Source organism: Gracilibacillus suaedae, from assembly GCF_017599345.1.
Classification (GTDB): Bacteria; Bacillota; Bacilli; order Bacillales; family Amphibacillaceae; genus Gracilibacillus; species Gracilibacillus suaedae.
In genome coordinates this window covers 1-18,892 of sequence record NZ_JAGFVL010000024.1, presented here as the reverse complement: position 1 = coordinate 18,892, position 18,892 = coordinate 1, and the positions used below count along the sequence as shown (strand labels likewise).

Here is an 18,892-nt window from a genome sequence, read left to right as displayed (position 1 = left end):
GAACGATGGAACGAACAATAAAAAAAGTTTGGATTGGAAAGATAGCAGATTTTCCTGTCAGCCTTGGAAAAGCAGTGAGGGTTGAGGACAGAGACATAGCTGTTTTTCACTTATCTAATGGGAAAATAAGAGCAATTGCAAATAAATGTCCACATCGTGGAGGTGTCCTGTCAGAAGGAATGGTAGCGAACGAATTCGTTTTCTGTCCAATGCATGATTGGAAAATAAATGTTTCTGATGGCAAGGTGCAAGCACCTGATGAAGGGTGTGTACAGACATTTCCAACACATATAGAGGATCATCAGGTATATGTGGAAATGCCGATTTAACAATGAAAGGGGAGCTATGTCTGCCCTTTTTTGTGCGTTAGGGAATTATAAAATTAAGCGATGAAGTAACTCGGCGTTGTGAACATTCTGAATGTACACTGGCTAAAAAGAGAGACGAGTGCCGAGTTTTTAGAAACTAGGAGACTTATCGGATCGCCCTTTGATAAAGAAGAATTGCCGATAGGTGAAGCCAGAGGCCTAGTCGCACTTTCATCGACTAATTTTGATCACTTCCTGTGGCCAACATCGATACGAGAACATCATGTCTTATTTTAGTTGTGAGATAGGAGGAAGAACATGGGGAAAGTATTTTTAATTGGTGCGGGTCCTGGAGATCCAGATTTGATTACTGTCAAAGGATTAAGAACGATTCAAGAAGCAGATGTTATTTTATATGATCGGCTAGTGAACAAACAATTGCTCCAAAATGTGAAGCCAGAAGCAGATCTCATATTTTGTGGCAAATTTCCTTCCTTACACCTCAAGAATCAAGAAATGATTAATCAATTGTTAGTGAAATATGGACAAGAAGATAAAAATGTTGTCCGATTGAAAGGTGGGGATCCTTTTGTATTTGGACGAGGAGCTGAGGAAGCTGCAGTATTAGCAAAAAATGGGGTGGATTATGAAGTAGTACCAGGCATTACTTCAGGGATTGCTGTACCTGCTTATGCTGGTATTCCAGTTACACATCGAGAAATAGGCAGGTCGTTTGCTATGATTACCGGCCATTTAAATAATGAAGAAATTAACTGGAAGCAATTAGCTTCATCTGTCGATACAATCGCTGTTTATATGGGTGTAAAGAATTTACCTTTTATTGTAGAAAAATTAATGGAAGGTGGGAAATCAGTGAATACACCTATAGCGATTATTCAAGAAGGGACAACAGAAAATCAAAAAGTCATTATTGGTAATTTGCAGACGATTGTCGATTTAGCAGAACAAGATATGATTCAAAATCCTGCAATGATTATTGTTGGAGAAGTAGTGAAAATAAGGAAGCAATTAGCGGATTGGAAAGAAGTTCAGCTTCGTTGTGTATGATGAAAGCATTGTTTTAATACTAGGCACGTAAACATGGGCACTCATCGAATAAATTGGGTAATCAACTGGTCTTAAATGGAGCAGGGAGATTTGTTGAATAAAAGTGGATAATCAACAAAATCTTCGAGATAAAGAAAAGATTTGTTTATAAAACGAATATAATCAACAAATCTAAGGTGAAAGCAGGTGGATTTGTTGAATATAAGTGGATAACAAACAAATCATCAATAGTAACGTAAAAATTTGTTTAATAAAACGAGTTAATCAATAAATCCTTGGTATGAACCACACCAAAAACCTTATAGAATTGATGAAAATAAATATTAATATCACATCTTCTTAAAGAATCAACTAGAATAATTGGAATATAATGTTAGAATAATAGTAAAGTGGTTACTATACCTTGATCAAATAAAAATGCTATTTGATTTTAGTAGAAATCTAAATAGGAAGGCAATATCTGATTAATTTTCGTATGGGTAGGCGAAAGTGTTAAATTGTTTGAAAAGGGGATGCGATATGGTGAGAAAAGTAGAAGTCTGTCCATATAATGAAAAGTGGCAGACTATGTTTGTTGAGGAAGCAAGAAAACTAAAATTCATTTTTGGGAATGATATTGTAGACATTCACCATATTGGCAGCACATCAGTTCCTGGGTTAAAAGCCAAGCCTATCATTGATATGATGCCAGTTGTTAAGGATATTAATAGTATTGATAGATTTAATGCGGAAATGAACAACATTGGATATGTACATAAAGGTGAAAATGGCATACATCGACGGAGATACTTTCAAAAAGGCGGGGATAATCGCACTCATCACGTCCATATTTTTCAGGATGGCAGTTACGAAATAAAGCGACATTTAGCATTTAGAGATTACTTACGATTTCACCTAGAGGAAAAGAAGAGCTATGGGGATTTAAAAGAGCATCTAGCACAACAATTTCCCTATGATATTGCATCGTATATTAGCGGTAAAGAACGGCTTGTAAAAGAAATAGAAGCAAAAGCAATAGAATGGTATGAGGGAGAACGACTATGTTAAACGTAAGACCCATTGAAGATAAAGACTATGAATTGATTAAAGAAGCCGAAAAAGTAATTGAAAAAAATTATAGATATGGACGACATCATATTGGTTCAGCAGTACGAACAACCAATGGCCGTGTTTTCTCAGCTGTCCATTTAGAAGCAAATGTCGGTAGAATAGCGGTATGTGGGGAAGCAATGGCACTTGGTAAGTCGATATCTGAAGGGCATCATGAATTTGACACAATAGTAGCAGTGGCTCATCCGCATCCACACGAAGACATAGAGAAATGTTGGGTTGTTGCTCCATGTGGTATGTGTCGAGAATTGATCAGTGATTATGGAAAAAATACGGATGTGATCATTTCTTATCATAGTAAACTAGTAAAGTGTAATGTGATGGAGTTGTTACCAGAGAAGTATACAAAAGAAGTAGAATAATATATGTTTTCAAAACGAATACAGACGGAGGTACTTGAATGGAGTTGGAATCTGTATAAGTGAAAGTTTTGGTTCCAGAAGATTATATAGAAAGGCTGCGAGATGAGTTAAATAATATTGGTCTATTAACTGTTGGAAAGTATGATAATGTTGTTTCATACTCTGTTGTGAAGGGCTACTGGAGGCCATTAGAAGGATCTTCCCCTTTTGATGGTACGAAAGGGGAAATTTCCTTTGGATCTGAGTGTAAAATGGAATTTAGCTGTCCACTCGAAAATATCGCAGAAGCCAAAAGGGTTATTAAAAACATCCATCCTTATGAAGAACCTGTCATTAATGTCATACCATTATTAGACTTATAAGTTCAGGATAAGCGGACAAAAGAGAGCCAAAACTGGAAAAAGTGTACACGAGACCGGCTCTCGCGGACAAAATAGAGCCAAAATGAGAAAAAGTGTCCATGAGAACGGCTCTCGAAGACAAAAGAAAGCCAATATCGAAACAATTGTCTTCGAGAGTAGCACTTGAAACAAAAATAAAGTCAGCTTATTAAGATAATTACCATTGCTTATTTATTTTGCTATTTGTTCAAGATTTCCGTCTGCTTCTAATCATTAGGAATTGGGAGTGTCATGTCATAAGCAACTCCTATGTCAGCTCCCATTTTCTAACCATTCAACTTCATCCCTCGATAGTTCAATCTTTGATCCTTCCAAACAGGAGACAAGTTCTTGCTCATTTTGGGCTCCAATTAGGGCACAAGTAGGGAAGGATTGATTTAATACATAGGCTAATGCAATTTGGATCGCGGTTACGCCTCTTTTATCTGCTAGTTGCTCTGCTCTAGCAAGGCGGTCCCAGTTGGCATCACTATAAAACACTCGAACCAGATCTTCATTACTTCGGTCCTCGGGAGTGAAACGGCCAGTGAAAAATCCTCTTGCTTGTGAAGACCATGACAAAAGTGGTAACTGTGTTTCTTCATGCCATTTCATATCATTACTATCAGTTGAGACACATCCTTGCCAGAACGGCTCATTTGCTTTAGCTAAACTAAGGTTCGGACTGCTGAATGAAAAACCTACCAGGCCATTGGCAGCGGCGTACTCATTAGCTGCTTGAATCCTTTCTGTTGTCCAGTTGGATCCACCAATTGCTTTGATTCGGCCGGCTTCAATATGTTCATTTAAGGCATCAATGATTTCACTTACTGGTACATCTGGATCATCTCTGTGTAATGCGTATAAATCAATATAATTGGTGCCAAGTCTTTCTAAACTTTCAAGAAGGTCTTGCCTGATTGCTTCTGGATTTACACGTGGTCCGTTTTGGTCATGATGAGCACCTTTAGTCAAAATAACTATATCTTCTCGGTTATTCCGTTCCTTTAACCACATACCGATAGCTACTTCACTTTCTCCACCACAATAAATATGAGCGGTATCAATCGTATTGCCGCCGATTGCTACATAACGATCTAACACTTGGCAGACTTTATCATAAACACTTGGCTTAAAATAATCAGATCCTTGAATTAAGGTAGTAACAGACTTATTAAGGCCATCGATTTGAATCGTTTTCATTTTGGCTCATCCTTTCGTAATTTCAATTCGTTTTCTTTCCTCAGCGGAAGTAAGGCATGCATCCAATACCTTCATGTTTAAAATGGCATCTTCAACGGGAAAAGGTAATCTCTCATTCTGGTGAATACTATGTCCAATTGCATCTGCCTGTAGTGCATATTGATTTACATAGGGAACTTCTACCTCTTTCGCCCCTTTACTAGTGTGTAGATAAAAATGGTCTTGCTTATTTTGATTTGTAACAAAAGCAGATGGAATCTCAATTCGACCTTCTGTCCCTAAAATTTCTAGTCGATTTCGGAAGTCTGCCCACATGCCACAATCAAAGGTAAGTGCAACACCATGGTCAAATTCCAATAGTCCGGATGCCATCATATCTACCTGGTCATGTTGTTCGGAAAAGAAAGCATGAACGGTTGCTGCTTGAGGCTCTGCTTTTAAAATCATTCTAGCGGCACTTATTGGATAAACTCCAACATCATATAAAGAACCACCGCCCCAATCCTTTCGAAAGCGAACATTTTCTTTGGCTGCTGTATTGTTGAAGGTGAATGTTCCATGAATCCCGCGAACTTCACCGATTTCTCCAGATTGAATCAATTCCTCTATCATTTGATACCTTGGATGATATCGATACATAAATGCTTCCGCCAAAACGACCTCAGCTTTGTTGCTGGCTGCTTCCATTTCTTGTGCTTCTTTGGCGTTCAGAGCGATTGGCTTCTCACAGAGTACATGCTTTCCTGCTTCCATTGCTTTTATAGACCATTCTTTATGTAAATGGTTCGGTAAGGGAATGTAAACAGCATCAATTTTAGGGTCAGTCAATAATTCTTCATAGCTTCCATATGCAATAGGAATCTCTAATTCCTTTGCTGTTTCTTTTGCATGATCTTTATTACGGCTTGCGATGGCATACACCTCACCTGTTTCTGATTCTTTTATTCCCGGAATAACTGCTTTTTGTGCAATATTCGCTGTACTTATAATTCCCCATCTAATCGTCATCCTTTTACCTCCTTATATAACTTTGTTGTTATTATAATCGATTGGTATTAATATGAAAATAGAAGCTTTTTGCTATAACATAAAACAATATTGTCCTATAGGATGTGAGGATATGAATCGTCAAGTTTTACTGCCTACATTGAAAAAACATGAATATATGATCCTTCCTGAATCAGTAGGGTGTTACAGATTGAAAGCAGATCATGATGTTTATCGGGAAGCAGGCTCATTAGATAATTTTAGTATACACTTTGTTATATCGGGGTCTGGCTATGTAGAGATAGATGGAAAGCAATATATGTTAAAAAAAGGGGATGCTTTTCTTTATTTCCCGGAACAAGAACAAAGATATTATAGTAGCGCAGAGGATCCATGGAGTGTTAGATGGGTTCACTTTTATGGAAGTCCACTGCACACGTTTTTATCGGAGATTGGCTTTGGCCGATTTATTTTGTGGAGACTGCCGAACTTAGTAAAGTTAGAGAATACCCATGAACAACTATTACAAGAAGCAGAGGAAAACAGCTTCTTACAATTATCAACCTTATCAACATTAACCTATGCCTTTTTGTCGACTTTTACCAATATTGCTGTACCAAGTGAATCCAATTCCAAGCAAGAATTAGATGTGCGGATTCAATTACTGTTACCGAAAATGCAAGAGCAAGCTCCAGCCCCCTTCGATCTAGAGTATTGGGCAAAAGAAACGGGAGTAAGTACCTATTATTTCTGTCGATTGTTTAAACGTGTCACACAGATGACTCCGATGGCTTTTATTACCTTATGTCGGTTGCAATGGAGTAAACAATTATTGTTAGAAGAAAAAGAGTTGACGGTCAAGGAAATCGCGGAAAGATCTGGCTATCCGAATCCTAGTTATTTTAATAAACTTTTCTTAGAAAATGAAGGGATGACTCCTACTAAATATCGGCAAATCTATGTTTAATAATTAACTGATGAAATACCAGAAAAAAACTAGCTTTGAAATCTAGTGAATATTTAAAATTTTAGTTGTGTAGGTGAATTCGGAGAAAATAATATACAGCCTTCTATATTTGGCTGTTAAGGAGGAAAAATGATGAAGATAATAGAATTACCAATTGAATTTGAATTTAATGGAGGAAGTAATTATATTTCTCAAGCTTAAACAGTATTATTACAGGTGATGCAGCTGTCAGAGAGAATCATGATTTGACCATTGCGAATCCAAAGTTTTGTTTAAATAAGGTTGAAGCAGAACAGTCTTTGACGAAGATTAAAACACTTAAAGCTGAGAATTACTATTGCTATCATGGAGGGAAAGTGACTTTTCAGTGACGGTCAACGTATAAATTTCAAAAAAATCTTGACAACACAGAAATATAATATTATAGTTTGTGTAACGGGTTACAGGTAAGGGGATAGAATATATGCCGACAATTAAAGATGTAGCAAAATATGCAAGCGTTTCAGTAGCAACTGTGTCGAGAGTACTTAATAAAAAGGGATATGTAAGTAAAGAAGCAGAAGAGAATGTACTAAAAGCGATATCTGATTTGAATTACAAACCAAATTCTGTAGCTAGATCCCTTTATCATAAAACATCTAAAATGATAGGGTTATTGATACCGGATATCTCCAACCCTTTCTTTCCAGAGTTAGCAAGGGCAGTTGAAGATGTGGCATTAACCTATGGTTATACGGTTGTTATTTGTAATACCGATGAAGATATTCGAAAAGAAGCACAGTATTTAGAAGCACTTCAGCAAAAATATATTGATGGCTTAATTTTAACGACGAATCAATTGAGTACTGAAAATTATGAAAACCTTGGCATTCCACTTGTTGCATTAGATCGACAGTTTAGTAATCGGGTACCAACTGTTAGCTCGAAAAACTATGAAGGTGCTAGAAAAGCAACAGAATATTTAATTGAAAATGGAAGCGAGTTCATTGCACATATTCGCGGTCCTTATCATGTAAAACCAGCTGATGATCGGTATCGAGGATTTAAAGATGTAGTAGAAGAGCAAGGGATTGCTCATATCGTAGTGGACTGTGATTTTACGATGACAAATGCAATGGAAGTTGCGGAAGGTTTATTTGAGAAATATCCAACTGTAGATGCAGTATTTGCTAGTAGTGATATAGCTGCTGCCGGAGTTCTAAAAGTTGCAAAAAGTATCAACAAACAAATTCCTGAAGATCTCCAAATAATCGGATTTGATGGCATACCTTTAGGTGAAATGTTAACACCTGCCATAACTACTGTTGCACAACCAATCTATAAAATGGGAGCTTTATCAGCAAGGCTGTTAATAAAGCAAATTGAAAAACAATTACTTGATGTAAGAAATTATGAAGTTGAAACTACTATTCAATATCGAGAAACAACAAGGAGTGATACATGATGAAGGATCCATCGATAACCGTTATCGGTAGTATTAATATGGATTTAGTAACAACCAGTGAACGGATCCCTGAACAGGGACAAACCATAATGGGTGAATCATTCTTTTATAATCCAGGCGGGAAAGGAGCCAATCAAGCTGTTGCATGTGCAAGATTGGGAGCACAAGTTAATATGTTAGGTTGTGTAGGAGATGATCCCTTTGGTCGGATATTAATCGACAATCTCAGCAAAGAAAATGTTGTTATCGATAATGTGGAACCGGTTACTGATAAACCTACTGGTGTTGCTACGATTTTAATAAATGATCATGACAATCGAATTATTGTCACGCCGGGTGCAAATTATAGCGTAACCCCATCCTATATTCAGCAATATTTGGATGTTATCGATCAAAGTGATGTCGTTTTATTACAGTTAGAGATACCATTAGATACTATTGAATATGTAATCGGTTACTGTTCTAAAAAAGGCATACCAGTTATATTAAATCCTGCACCAGCACAAAAATTATCAGCGTTTGTTTTAGAAAATTGCACTTATCTAACTCCTAATGAAACAGAGAAGCTAGAAATCACAGAAGAAATGGATACTTATAAAAAGAAAATGATCGTTACGTTAGGTGAAAAAGGAGTAGAATTCTGTTCCGAAGATAATGTTGAAACAGTAACCGGTTACAGGGTGACACCTGTTGACACAACAGGTGCGGGAGACACGTTTAATGGGGCTTTGGCAATTCAACTTGCTAAAGGAATACATTTAAAAGAAGCGATTACTTTTGCAAATGCAGCAGCAGCCTTATCTATACAAAAAAGAGGCGCTCAACAAGGAATGCCGACAATGCGAGAGGTTATTGAATTTTTGGAAGGAGCACCATCATCATGAAAAAACATGGCGTATTAAACAGGGACATATCGATAGCATTATCAAAATTAGGACATACAGACCAAATTGTTATAGCTGACTGTGGCTTGCCGATTCCTAACGATGTAACATGTATTGATCTTTCTTTAAAACCGGGTGTACCCCATTTTTTGGACGTACTTTCCATCATGTTACAAGAGATGGAAGTCGAACAATTCACTTTAGCAGAAGAGATAAAAATGAAAAATCAACCGTTACATGCTGCCTTATTGAAAAATGATATAGGTGTTCATTATGTGCAACACGAACGATTTAAACAATTAACCAGAGACGCCAAAGTCATTATTCGAACAGGAGAAAACACACCATATGCCAACGTTATTTTACATGCAGGAGTTATTTTTTGATGAAAGGGGTGTAGTTGATGATTGAAATGAGTGGTATTGAAAAGTCTTTTAGTGGAACAAAGGTATTGAAAGGAGTCGATTTCGCGTTAAGGGATGGAGAAATACATGCACTCATGGGAGAGAATGGAGCCGGTAAATCAACAATGATGAAAATCTTGGCCGGAATTTATTCACGAAATGAAGGGACTGTTAAAGTAAATGGTCGAGAAGTGAATTATACCAATCCCAAGCAAGCTGAGAAAGATGGTATTGCCGTCATTCATCAAGAACTAAATATTCTACCCGAATTATCTATTGCAGAGAATTTGTTTTTAGGAAATGAACAAACGATCGGTAAGACAGGTTGGATTAGGACAAAGGAAATGAATGAGATTGCGCAAAAACAACTTTCCAAGCTTGGGTTACATGTAAAACCATCCATGCTCGCCAAGCATCTATCTGTGGGTCAACAGCAAATTGTTGAAATAGCTAAGTCATTACTAATTAATGCTAAGTATATTGTCATGGATGAACCGACTGCAGCGCTAACAGACCGCGAGATAGAAACACTATTTGAAACGATAGATGATTTGAAGAAACAAGGTGTTTCTTTCGTCTATATTTCACATCGAATGGAAGAAATATTTGCGATATGTGACCGAATTACGGTACTTCGAGATGGTGCATCCATAGGTACAAAAGTAATTAAAGAAACGAGTTTTGATGAAATAGTCAGCATGATGGTTGGTAGGGAACTTGGGGAGCGTTTTCCTGAACGAAAAGGATCACCATCTGACTTGAAATTAGAAATAGACAATTTGACTCGCGAAGATGAATTTGATTCTGTCTCCCTTCAAGTACGTGCAGGTGAAATTCTTGGTATATCAGGGTTAATGGGTGCAGGTCGTTCCGAATTAGTTGAAACCATTTTTGGCTACCGTCAACCTGATAAAGGAACGATAAAAGTCGATGGTAAACCAGTGAAAATAAAAAATCCAAGTTATGCAATGCAACAAGGAATTGGATTTGTATCAGAAGATCGTAAGTCAAAAGGCTTAGTCGTTGATGCTTCTATTCAAAACAATTTGAATATGACAAATTTACGAGAGTTATCCAAAAATGGTTGGATGATACACCAAAAAGAAAAAAGTCTTTATGAAACAATGGTTAAGAAGTTAAATATAATTTCTTCCGGAGCGGGCCAATCAGCTAAATCATTAAGTGGTGGTAATCAACAAAAAGTAGTTATTGCCAAGTGGCTAGCAATTAATCCGAAGATATTAATTTTGGACGAGCCTACTCGGGGAGTTGATGTTGGTGCCAAAAAAGAAATTTATTCCATTATGAATGATTTAGCCGATCAAGGTGTAGCCATCATCATGGTGTCATCTGAATTACCCGAAATTATCGGAATGAGTACGAGGGTAGTTGTTATGTGTGAAGGGAAGCACATGGCAACACTTCAGCGTTCCGAGTTATCCGAAGAGAAAATAATGCACTATGCTACAGGAGGTAATTAAAATGCTTGATATAAAAAAGATAAAGTCAATGCTTGGTCTGCTTGGCCCATTACTTGGTTTGTTTTTTATCGTCCTTATCATTAGTATCTTAAACCCAGAGTTTCTATCTGCTAGTAACTTGTTAAATGTATTACGCCAGGTTTCAATTAATGCGTTGATTGCCTTTGGTATGACGTTTGTTATTTTGACAGGTGGTATTGACTTGTCTGTCGGGTCAATCTTAGCGTTATCAGGTGCTGTAACAGCATCTTTAATGGCAGCAGGAATGGACCCGGTTTTAGCAGTTATTATTGGTTTATTAACCGGTACATTATTAGGTGCTATTAATGGCTTAGTGATAGCAAAGGGGAAAGTTGCGCCTTTTATAGCGACATTAGCTACAATGACAGTATTTAGAGGCTTTACTTTAATGTTAACGGATGGACGTCCTGTTTCAGGTTTAGGGGAGTCTACTTTTTTCGAAATGTTAGGGAAAGGATATTTCCTAGGTATTCCTGTACCTGCTATTACCATGTTAGTTTCGTTTGTAGTTCTTTTCTTAATCTTGAAGAAGACAACTTTTGGCCGCCGTGTTTATGCAGTTGGTGGTAATGAAGAGGCAGCTATTCTATCAGGGATTAGTGCCACTAGAATAAAAATTTATGTTTACTCTTTAATTGGTTTCTTGTCTGCTTTAGCAGGTATGATCCTGACGTCCAGATTAAATTCTGCGCAACCTACAGCAGGTCAAATGTATGAGTTGGATGCCATCGCAGCTGTTGTACTAGGCGGTACAAGTTTGACAGGAGGTAAAGGATGGATTTTCGGTACCTTTATTGGTGCCTTAATCATAGGGGTTCTTAACAATGGACTCAATTTGTTGGGAGTGAGTTCCTTTTTCCAACAAGTAGTAAAAGGTAGTGTCATTCTATTAGCGGTATTACTAGACCGTAAAAATGCTTAAAGGAGTGGAAAATATGTTAAAGAAAACAGTATTATTTTGGATGATTATTGTAGTAGGTAGTGTACTAATGGCATGTTCAACAGAATCACCAGTCGAAGAGGAAAGTGGTAGTGAGGAAAACGATGGAGAGTTAACGATTGGCTTTTCCATTTCAACATTAAATAACCCATTCTTTGTTACCCTTCAAGAAGGTACGGAATCAAAGGCAGATGAAATTGGAGCTGAGTTAATTACAGTAGATGCACAAGATGATGTCGCAAAGCAAATTAATGATGTTGAGGATTTAATTGAAAGAGAAGTAGATGTGATTATGATTAACCCGACTGATTCAGCATCAGTAGTAGCAGCTGTTGAATCTGCGAATTCGGCTGGTATTCCCGTCGTTACATTAGACCGTGCTGCAGATTCTGGCGATGTTGCCGTTCATGTTGCTTCAGATAATATTGCAGGTGGGGAATTAGCAGGTGAGCTGATGGTAGAATTGGTTGGTGAAGACGCTCAAGTTGCAGAATTAGAAGGAATAGCAGGTTCTTCCGCAGCACGTGAGCGAGGTCAAGGATTCCATAATATAGCGGAAGATTCATTAGACATTGTAACTTCTCAGACAGCTAATTTTAATCGTGCAGAAGCTCTATCTGTAATGGAAAATATATTACAAAGCAACTCAGAAATTACAGGGGTCTTTGCTCATAATGATGAAATGGCACTTGGTGCATTAGAAGCAATTGAAGCTGCCGGACGTGATGATATTCATATTATAGGTTTTGATGCAACAGATGACGCGGTTGCTGCTGTGGAAGAGGGAAGAATGGCTGGTACCGTTGCACAACAGCCAACAATGATTGGTGAAACAGCTGTTGTAGAAGCTGAAAAAATATTCAAAGGCGAAGAAGTGGAAGAGTTTGTTCCGGTAGAACTCGAATTAATTCAATAATAGTGATAGAATAGAAATAAGAAAAGTATATAATACTACCCAAAATCATTACAATGTTAATGTGTTTGGGTAGTTTTGCTTTTAGCCCAAAAGTTGGAGTATGTCTATTCATTAGTATTTTAATCCTTTTTTCACGATGTGGGGAAGAATAGTTAAAGTTATCCATATCAAAGTAGAATAGGATTATTGGTTTGGGAAATGATAATATGATGTGTATAATGGATGAGACTCTAATAATGCCTTCCTAAAAACCTTTTAAGTAACACCTTTCCTGCTATTTACTTAAGGTTCTGAGAATGGTATTTTAATATAGTGGATAAGATAGAGGAGAGGTAGGAAGTTCATGAAAAAAATATCAAGTGTATTTTGGATAACGCTTTCGATCGTTTTGGCAGCAGTTATTTTCGGAATTGCAGCACCAAGTAGTTTCGAAGAACTGACTGAAAATATTCAAGCAATGATTACTTCAACGTTTGGTTGGTATTATCTTATATTAGTAACAGTTATTGTGCTTTTTTGTATTTTTTTAATTTTTAGTCCTGTTGGTGCCATTAAACTAGGTAAGCCTGATGACAAACCAGATTTTAAAAAGTCGACATGGTTTGCTATGCTCTTTAGTGCTGGTATGGGAATCGGACTTGTTTTCTGGGGTGCTGCAGAACCTCTATCACATTACCTCAACCCTCCACTTGCCGAAGGAGGCACGAACGCTGCTCAAAAAGAAGCGATGAGATATGTCTTTTTCCATTGGGGGATCCATGCATGGGGAATCTATGCGATGGTAGCTTTAGTTTTAGCCTATTTTAAATTCCGTAAAAATGAACCAGGGTTAGTATCGGCAACTTTAAAACCTTTATTTGGCTCCAAAATGGATGGTGGTTTTGGTAAAGTTATCGATGTACTGGCGGTATTTGCTACTGTAGTAGGGGTAGCAACTACTTTAGGTTTTGGTGCCGCACAGATAAACGGTGGACTTTCCTATTTAACAGGAGTTCCAAATAATTTCGCCGTACAGTTCATTATAATTATCGTTGTCACCATCCTATTTATGATATCAGCTTCAACTGGTTTAGGAAAAGGCATCAAATATTTAAGTAACACGAATATGGTATTAGCAGTTGGATTGTTTGCTTTAATGTTTTTTATTGGTCCAACTATTTTGATATTAAATATGTTCACAGATTCGGTAGGTGGATACATACAGAATCTAATTCAAATGAGTTTTCGTATTGCTCCATTGAACGAAGAACACCGTACATGGATTAACGATTGGACAATTTTTTATTGGGCATGGTGGATATCGTGGTCACCGTTTGTAGGTATTTTTATCGCTCGTGTATCACGAGGTAGAACAATACGAGAGTTTATGATGGTGGTATTATTATTACCATCTGTCGTTAGTTTTCTATGGTTTACTACTTTTGGTATATCCTCCATCGGTGTACAAAAAAGTGGAAATATCGATTTATCTCCATTGCCTACAGAACAAATATTGTTCGCTGTTTTTAGTGAATATCCAGGATCAGTAATATTGTCGATTGTTGCTATTGCCTTGATTAGTACGTTCTTTATTACTTCTGCAGATTCGGCTACTTTCGTCTTGGGGATGCAAACAACGTATGGTTCTTTAACCCCTCCAAATCGTGTTAAAATGATATGGGGGATTGCTCAATCTGCGATAGCGTTGGTGCTATTATATAGTGGTGGACTGCAAGCATTACAAAATATCCTAGTCATAGCAGCACTACCTTTCTCCTTTATTATGTGTTTAATGATGCTTTCATTATATCGATCGTTAGCGAAGGAGAAGAAGGAGCTTGGTCTTTATCTCAAGCCAAAACCTCGAAAAAATAAAAGAGCGGAACAAAAAACGAGAGAGTTTTAATGAGGATATGACGAAACATTATTTATCACGGTGCTAAACGTCTGTAAGCACACCCACTTCAAGCTTCTAGTAACACCAGGATAAGTTTCGGTAATAATCCCTGGTTGTCAAAACCAACCAGATCATCGTCTCACTTTATATATAATGCCAACATGTAAAATAAGAATTCATATTGATTACCACCCTTCCTTGGATACATCGTTTATCCAAGGAAGGGTTTTATATGTCCAAGGAACAGAAATTTCCATCCAATTTACAAATACATAAAATGCTAGGAATTCCTCAGTCTCGTCATGGATAAGACAAGACTGGGGAATTGTTTTTGTTAGTCACCTCAAAATTTAGATATTATTTACCAATGGTCTCATTTCCCTCAATTTACAATAAAACCCACTTATTTTTGGTACTAAAAAACCAGATTAAAAACTAAAATTTTACAAATATACACAAAAGACAACGTTTTCATCAGAGCCATCGAACTATTTGTCAGATTTTGTTTAGAAATGGTTTAGTTTTAAGGAATAATATTGAAGTGTAAAATTATATTTTTTTACAGAAAAGGAGGATAGCTAGTAAGAGCAATCAGAAATAACAAACACTAATATGATACATGAACTTATCATCAAAATCAACTAAAGTGATTAGTTCTGTAACAGCGAGGAGGTTTACTCTTTGAAAAAATTCTGTTTGCTGATGATGACATTTGTCCTTATATTCTCTCAATGGGGACAAACGATCCTTCTAGGAAATTCATCAGGTTCGAGTACACAAGATATTGAAGTGACGTTAGGTCCAAACTCCACTACTGAACAAGCAACTTTTAACATTATCAATGAGAATACTGAATCAGAAGCAATCACATTCGTATTACCAGAGGAATCTATATACGAGGAGAAGCTAACAAAAGAACAGAATGATGAGAGCGTTGACTTTAAATATTCTAAAGAAAACAATGCTCTAATAATGGAACGAGACGTAGAAGAGGAACCAATCATAACTAATTTTAATGTCGTGTTATCTCAATTACCTAATGAAACCACTATTCAGGTAGGAGAGAGTAATGATAGTTTACAAGCGTTTCAGTTTACTATTAATGATCCAGAAAATAATAAGGAGAATGAAACAAATGATGAACAATTAGACGAACAACAAAGCAATCAAGAAGAGACAGAAAATCTTGAGGCACAAGAGGAAGAAAATCCAAGTCAAGAAGAAGATACAAAAGAAAAAACAGAAGAAAATAATGATACAGATATGGAACAACAAAATTTCACCGAAGAATCGTTTATCATTACACCATTTTCAGGTAATTTGAATGTTGATATAGATATTTCTCCTGTTCGAAGTACCACTCTATCGGGGAATGAAGCCAGTTATAATTTGGTATTAAAACTAACTGGTGCTACCACAAATTATACGAATGCTGAAATAAAAGTGGATTTGCCGATTACGTCCTATACGGAATTCACCCAAAATCTAGCCGATCTTACAATTAGTGGTGTCACACCAGTCTACGATCAGGAAGAACATACATTAATCTACCAATTTGATTCCCTTAAGACAGGAAGAACATATGAAACAGAAATTGAAGTAGATACATTAAATGGTATCTCACCTGATGGTGCTAAGTTAACTTCTAATGCGACATTTGAGGCAGATCAACAAGCAAATATTTCAGACGATGCAACGGTTGTCATTAATACTTCTAGTTCTTTGGATATTTCTAAAGTCTTTAAAGAAGTAGTAGATAATGACGTGAATTTAGCTCATCCAGGTTCCACTACATTATGGGAAATTAAATTAGATATACCTAAAAATTCCACTGGACAAATGTACTTAGATGAAAATGGTAAAATTACCATTACCGATACATTACCTGAGGGTCTATCCTATGATTCTACTGTGACTGGACCAGAACCACAAGCAGACGGTAATAGCTTAACTTGGACATTTGATACCCCGACATTAAATGATCAAGAGCAAGCTGACACGGAATTGTTCTCTACGATGATTGAAGTTTTATTAACGGTAGATGAAGGGACAGAAGATACGACACAACAAAATGATGTCAGTGCTGATGTTCCGTTTATTGATGGTTCAACGGAAACGGTCGATGGCTATGACTTTATTGATATTGTAAATTCTGATACAGCAACTGGTGATATAGAAGGGAATTGGTATGTACCAAATCACATTGGACCATCAGATGGCGAAGGGAATTTTGGAACTAATCAGGTAAAAAACCCGAATCCTACTGTAACTGATGATGCGTTATTAGCTTTTCGGCATGGTATTGCCCCATTACCTGAAAGTCAGTATGGTGAATTTGAGCAATATACCACTTCATACGATATTGACCCAAATTTAATTTTTAAAGAATTAAAAACTCCTGGAGGTTTTCAATATAGACCCAATGCGAACTATCCTAGTGGTGTTCCATTAGAGAATGATCCAGTATTTAATATTGTAGCGGTTGTCAATGGAACGGAACAGCTATTAGTAGAAGATGCAGATACTGACACAATCTATACAAGATCAAATCTAGGGTTAACAGAAGATGATGAAGTGAGTATGATTCATTATGACTTCACTTACGCTCCTTCAGGAATGTTGAATGTCGGGCAGCCACAATATTTCTTTGACGTTGTGTCTGGTTACACTGGTGAAGTAAGAAACAAATTCAATGTTTATGGTGTGGATGGTAATGGCGATAGTTTCGATTACCATTATGATGAAGAAAATTTAAATCATATTGCTGGTCCTAGAACAGCTCAAATTGCAGATGAACCACAACTTCCTCCACCAACAGCATATGTAGGTATCGAACTATTAGAACACCATGGAGGCGAAGTTACTACTGGCGATAATCGAATGAGAATCAATTTAAATAATATTGATAGTTCGAGTTCCGCGATGGACGGAATACTAGAAGCTACTGTGTTATTACCTCCTGGTGTTACATTAAAGACTGATCCAAATCCGGATTATATTGACGGTGATGGACGTTCAAGTATAGAAACTTCCTCTGCGCAAGGAGGAAACTATCAAATTCTCAGTGATGATTATAATAACAGCGGGCGTCAATTAGTAAAAGTAACCTGGAACGATGCCTTGTTACGAACGGGAAACGGTTTATATGCAGAGTTAGATGTGACCATTTCAGAAGCAGCACCTAATACATTATTATTTGATGTTTATGGGTTTTCCGGGGAAGGGGACTTGCTTGTTCCTGACAGTACTGGTTCTGCGATCACCGATACAACCTTGCAAACCGATAAAGAAGACTTGAATCAAAACAGTGATACAGAGGAGCCGAGGTTAAAATCTGGTAATGTTTATTCCATTCGTGGTGAGTATAATTTAGAAACAGAAAAATTAGTAAAAGGTGAGCTAGATGAAGAATTTACTTATTTCGGTCAAACTATTCCCGGCGGTCAAATTGATTATCAGTTAAAATTCACGAACACGACTGGTGACGATATTTCCCAAATGACCTTAATCGATGTCTTACCATCAATAGGTGATTTAGGTATTACAGATAATGTGAATAGAGGTAGTATGTTTACACCTATCATGACGGACTCTATCGTGTTACCTGGAGAGTGGCAGGATAAAGTAGATGTGTTTTATAGCACTGCTAAAAATCCTGAACGCGATGACTTGATAAGACATACGGACTATCCAGATACGACAACACAGCTTTCCAATCCACCCGGTGCAGAAGCGCCTGATTGGATGACTGAGGCAGAAGTAACAGATTGGTCTTCTATTCATTCTTTTAAAATTGAGATGAAAGAAGATGTCGATTGGTTAGAAGGTCAAGATCTAATGATTGAATTTACAATGCAGGCTCCCGAAGCATCTGAGGTTGACATGGAAGTATTAGATTCTTCCATAGATCCTGAGCAACGAGCGGCATGGAATTCATTTGCAATGGCTACTGACCATGGACAACCAGTCGAGCCACTCCGAGTAGGCGTATATATGGATTTGGATAACTCAGTACAGTTAACGAAAACAGGGGAAGGTGGAGAACTTTTACAAGGAGCACAGTTTACCCTATTAAATGAAGCAGGTCTAGAAATAGAAACGGGATTAACTACTGATGAAAATGGCATTCTTCTTGTAGAGGATCTTCTGCCAGGGAGTTATGAATTTGTAGAAACGCAAGCACCTGAAGGTTATCAATTGGATGAGACACCTATTCCTTTTGAGATAGAGTTTGCTCAACAAGAGCGAATCGAATTAACGAAAGAAAATGAATATGTTCGTGGTTCAGTGGAATTAACGAAAACAGGCGAAGACGGTAATACCTTAGAAGGTGTGGTCTTTGAACTGCAAAATGCCGAAGGAAAAACGCTTCAAGAAGATCTTGTGACCAATGAAAATGGTGTTCTATTGATCGAGGACTTGAAACCAGGTAACTATCAGTTGGTAGAAACCGCAACAATTGCAGGTTATGAGTTAGATAATACACCGATACCATTTGAAATTGAATTCGGTCCAACCGAAGTCACAGAGGTTAGTTTTGA

General features: G+C 37.2%; 16 protein-coding genes and 1 pseudogene. 15 read left to right on the top strand and 2 right to left on the bottom strand.

Annotation, left to right across the window (positions count from 1 at the left end; all coding sequences use genetic code 11):
* Window positions 1-5: 5 nt before the first annotated feature.
* The 5 genes from nirD to J5J03_RS06530 all read left to right on the top strand — a co-directional run bounded on the left by nirD (window position 6) and on the right by J5J03_RS06530 (window position 3,210).
* Window positions 6-329: a nitrite reductase small subunit NirD gene (gene nirD / locus J5J03_RS06550; RefSeq protein ID WP_208587643.1), complete on the top strand. Its 324-nt coding sequence runs from the start codon at window positions 6-8 to the stop codon at window positions 327-329.
* A gap of 297 nt (window positions 330-626) precedes the next feature.
* Window positions 627-1,376: a uroporphyrinogen-III C-methyltransferase gene (cobA, locus tag J5J03_RS06545; RefSeq protein ID WP_208587641.1), complete on the top strand. Its 750-nt coding sequence runs from the start codon at window positions 627-629 to the stop codon at window positions 1,374-1,376.
* Window positions 1,377-1,898: 522 nt separating this feature from the next.
* Window positions 1,899-2,423 (top strand): GrpB family protein, encoded by a 525-nt coding sequence (locus J5J03_RS06540; protein ID WP_208587763.1) that lies wholly within the window; start codon window positions 1,899-1,901, stop codon window positions 2,421-2,423.
* The gene (locus tag J5J03_RS06535; protein WP_208587638.1) at window positions 2,417-2,848 is read left to right on the top strand and encodes a cytidine deaminase; all 432 of its coding nucleotides are present in this window, start codon (window positions 2,417-2,419) and stop codon (window positions 2,846-2,848) included. Before J5J03_RS06540 ends, J5J03_RS06535 begins: the two co-directional genes overlap by 7 nt.
* Window positions 2,849-2,907: 59 nt before the next feature.
* A complete protein-coding gene (locus J5J03_RS06530) occupies window positions 2,908-3,210 on the top strand; it encodes a cytochrome C biogenesis protein (RefSeq protein WP_331460442.1) in 303 nt (100 codons plus the stop codon).
* Between the two features lie 291 nt (window positions 3,211-3,501).
* Here the strand turns inward: J5J03_RS06530 and J5J03_RS06525 are convergent, their stop codons facing one another.
* Both J5J03_RS06525 and J5J03_RS06520 read right to left on the bottom strand, forming a co-directional pair.
* A complete protein-coding gene (locus J5J03_RS06525) occupies window positions 3,502-4,431 on the bottom strand; it encodes an aldo/keto reductase (protein WP_208587636.1) in 930 nt (309 codons plus the stop codon).
* 6 nt (window positions 4,432-4,437) lie between these two features.
* Complete coding sequence (locus tag J5J03_RS06520; protein ID WP_208587634.1) at window positions 4,438-5,439, bottom strand: Gfo/Idh/MocA family protein; 1,002 nt, start codon at window positions 5,437-5,439, stop codon at window positions 4,438-4,440.
* 112 nt (window positions 5,440-5,551) lie between these two features.
* Here J5J03_RS06520 and J5J03_RS06515 point away from each other — a divergent pair, with 112 nt between their 5' ends.
* From J5J03_RS06515 to J5J03_RS06475, 10 genes and pseudogenes are all read left to right on the top strand, one after another.
* Window positions 5,552-6,385 carry an AraC family transcriptional regulator gene (locus tag J5J03_RS06515; RefSeq protein ID WP_208587632.1) on the top strand — a complete coding sequence of 278 codons (834 nt, stop codon included), beginning with the start codon at window positions 5,552-5,554 and terminating at the stop codon, window positions 6,383-6,385.
* A 182-nt stretch (window positions 6,386-6,567) separates the two neighbouring features.
* Window positions 6,568-6,756, top strand: a pseudogene (locus J5J03_RS21965) (MBL fold metallo-hydrolase); the annotation flags it as partial.
* A 92-nt stretch (window positions 6,757-6,848) separates the two neighbouring features.
* The gene (locus J5J03_RS06510; RefSeq protein WP_208587630.1) at window positions 6,849-7,829 is read left to right on the top strand and encodes a LacI family DNA-binding transcriptional regulator; all 981 of its coding nucleotides are present in this window, start codon (window positions 6,849-6,851) and stop codon (window positions 7,827-7,829) included.
* Window positions 7,829-8,713, top strand: coding sequence for a ribokinase (gene rbsK / locus J5J03_RS06505; protein ID WP_208587627.1), 885 nt, complete (start codon window positions 7,829-7,831; stop codon window positions 8,711-8,713). Before J5J03_RS06510 ends, rbsK begins: the two co-directional genes overlap by 1 nt.
* Window positions 8,710-9,099 carry a D-ribose pyranase gene (rbsD, locus tag J5J03_RS06500; RefSeq protein WP_208587618.1) on the top strand — a complete coding sequence of 130 codons (390 nt, stop codon included), beginning with the start codon at window positions 8,710-8,712 and terminating at the stop codon, window positions 9,097-9,099. The genes rbsK and rbsD overlap by 4 nt, the downstream gene beginning before the upstream one ends.
* A gap of 17 nt (window positions 9,100-9,116) precedes the next feature.
* On the top strand, window positions 9,117-10,598 hold the full coding sequence (locus J5J03_RS06495; RefSeq protein ID WP_269435793.1) for a sugar ABC transporter ATP-binding protein: 1,482 nt from the start codon (window positions 9,117-9,119) through the stop codon (window positions 10,596-10,598).
* Window position 10,599: 1 nt separating this feature from the next.
* The gene (locus J5J03_RS06490; protein WP_269435792.1) at window positions 10,600-11,541 is read left to right on the top strand and encodes an ABC transporter permease subunit; all 942 of its coding nucleotides are present in this window, start codon (window positions 10,600-10,602) and stop codon (window positions 11,539-11,541) included.
* A 13-nt stretch (window positions 11,542-11,554) separates the two neighbouring features.
* On the top strand, window positions 11,555-12,475 hold the full coding sequence (gene rbsB, locus J5J03_RS06485; protein WP_208587605.1) for a ribose ABC transporter substrate-binding protein RbsB: 921 nt from the start codon (window positions 11,555-11,557) through the stop codon (window positions 12,473-12,475).
* A gap of 343 nt (window positions 12,476-12,818) precedes the next feature.
* Window positions 12,819-14,360, top strand: a complete 1,542-nt coding sequence (locus J5J03_RS06480) for a glycine betaine uptake BCCT transporter (protein WP_208587603.1) — start codon at window positions 12,819-12,821, stop codon at window positions 14,358-14,360.
* Between the two features lie 672 nt (window positions 14,361-15,032).
* A partial coding sequence (locus J5J03_RS06475; protein WP_208587601.1) for an isopeptide-forming domain-containing fimbrial protein occupies window positions 15,033-18,892 on the top strand: 3,860 nt, incomplete at its 3' end.

Bases quoted from the DNA above. Each gene is read 5' to 3' on its own strand.
- rbsD (WP_208587618.1), top strand. From the start codon at position 8,710: ATGAAAAAACATGGCGTATTAAACAGGGACATATCGATAGCATTATCA.
- J5J03_RS06515 (WP_208587632.1), top strand. From the start codon at position 5,552: ATGAATCGTCAAGTTTTACTGCCTACATTGAAAAAACATGAATATATG.
- J5J03_RS06495 (WP_269435793.1), top strand. From the start codon at position 9,117: ATGATTGAAATGAGTGGTATTGAAAAGTCTTTTAGTGGAACAAAGGTA.
- J5J03_RS06520 (WP_208587634.1), bottom strand. From the start codon at position 5,439: ATGACGATTAGATGGGGAATTATAAGTACAGCGAATATTGCACAAAAA.
- J5J03_RS06535 (WP_208587638.1), top strand. From the start codon at position 2,417: ATGTTAAACGTAAGACCCATTGAAGATAAAGACTATGAATTGATTAAA.
- cobA (WP_208587641.1), top strand. From the start codon at position 627: ATGGGGAAAGTATTTTTAATTGGTGCGGGTCCTGGAGATCCAGATTTG.
- rbsK (WP_208587627.1), top strand. From the start codon at position 7,829: ATGAAGGATCCATCGATAACCGTTATCGGTAGTATTAATATGGATTTA.
- J5J03_RS06480 (WP_208587603.1), top strand. From the start codon at position 12,819: ATGAAAAAAATATCAAGTGTATTTTGGATAACGCTTTCGATCGTTTTG.
- rbsB (WP_208587605.1), top strand. From the start codon at position 11,555: ATGTTAAAGAAAACAGTATTATTTTGGATGATTATTGTAGTAGGTAGT.
- J5J03_RS06490 (WP_269435792.1), top strand. From the start codon at position 10,600: ATGCTTGATATAAAAAAGATAAAGTCAATGCTTGGTCTGCTTGGCCCA.
- nirD (WP_208587643.1), top strand. From the start codon at position 6: ATGGAACGAACAATAAAAAAAGTTTGGATTGGAAAGATAGCAGATTTT.
- J5J03_RS06525 (WP_208587636.1), bottom strand. From the start codon at position 4,431: ATGAAAACGATTCAAATCGATGGCCTTAATAAGTCTGTTACTACCTTA.
- J5J03_RS06510 (WP_208587630.1), top strand. From the start codon at position 6,849: ATGCCGACAATTAAAGATGTAGCAAAATATGCAAGCGTTTCAGTAGCA.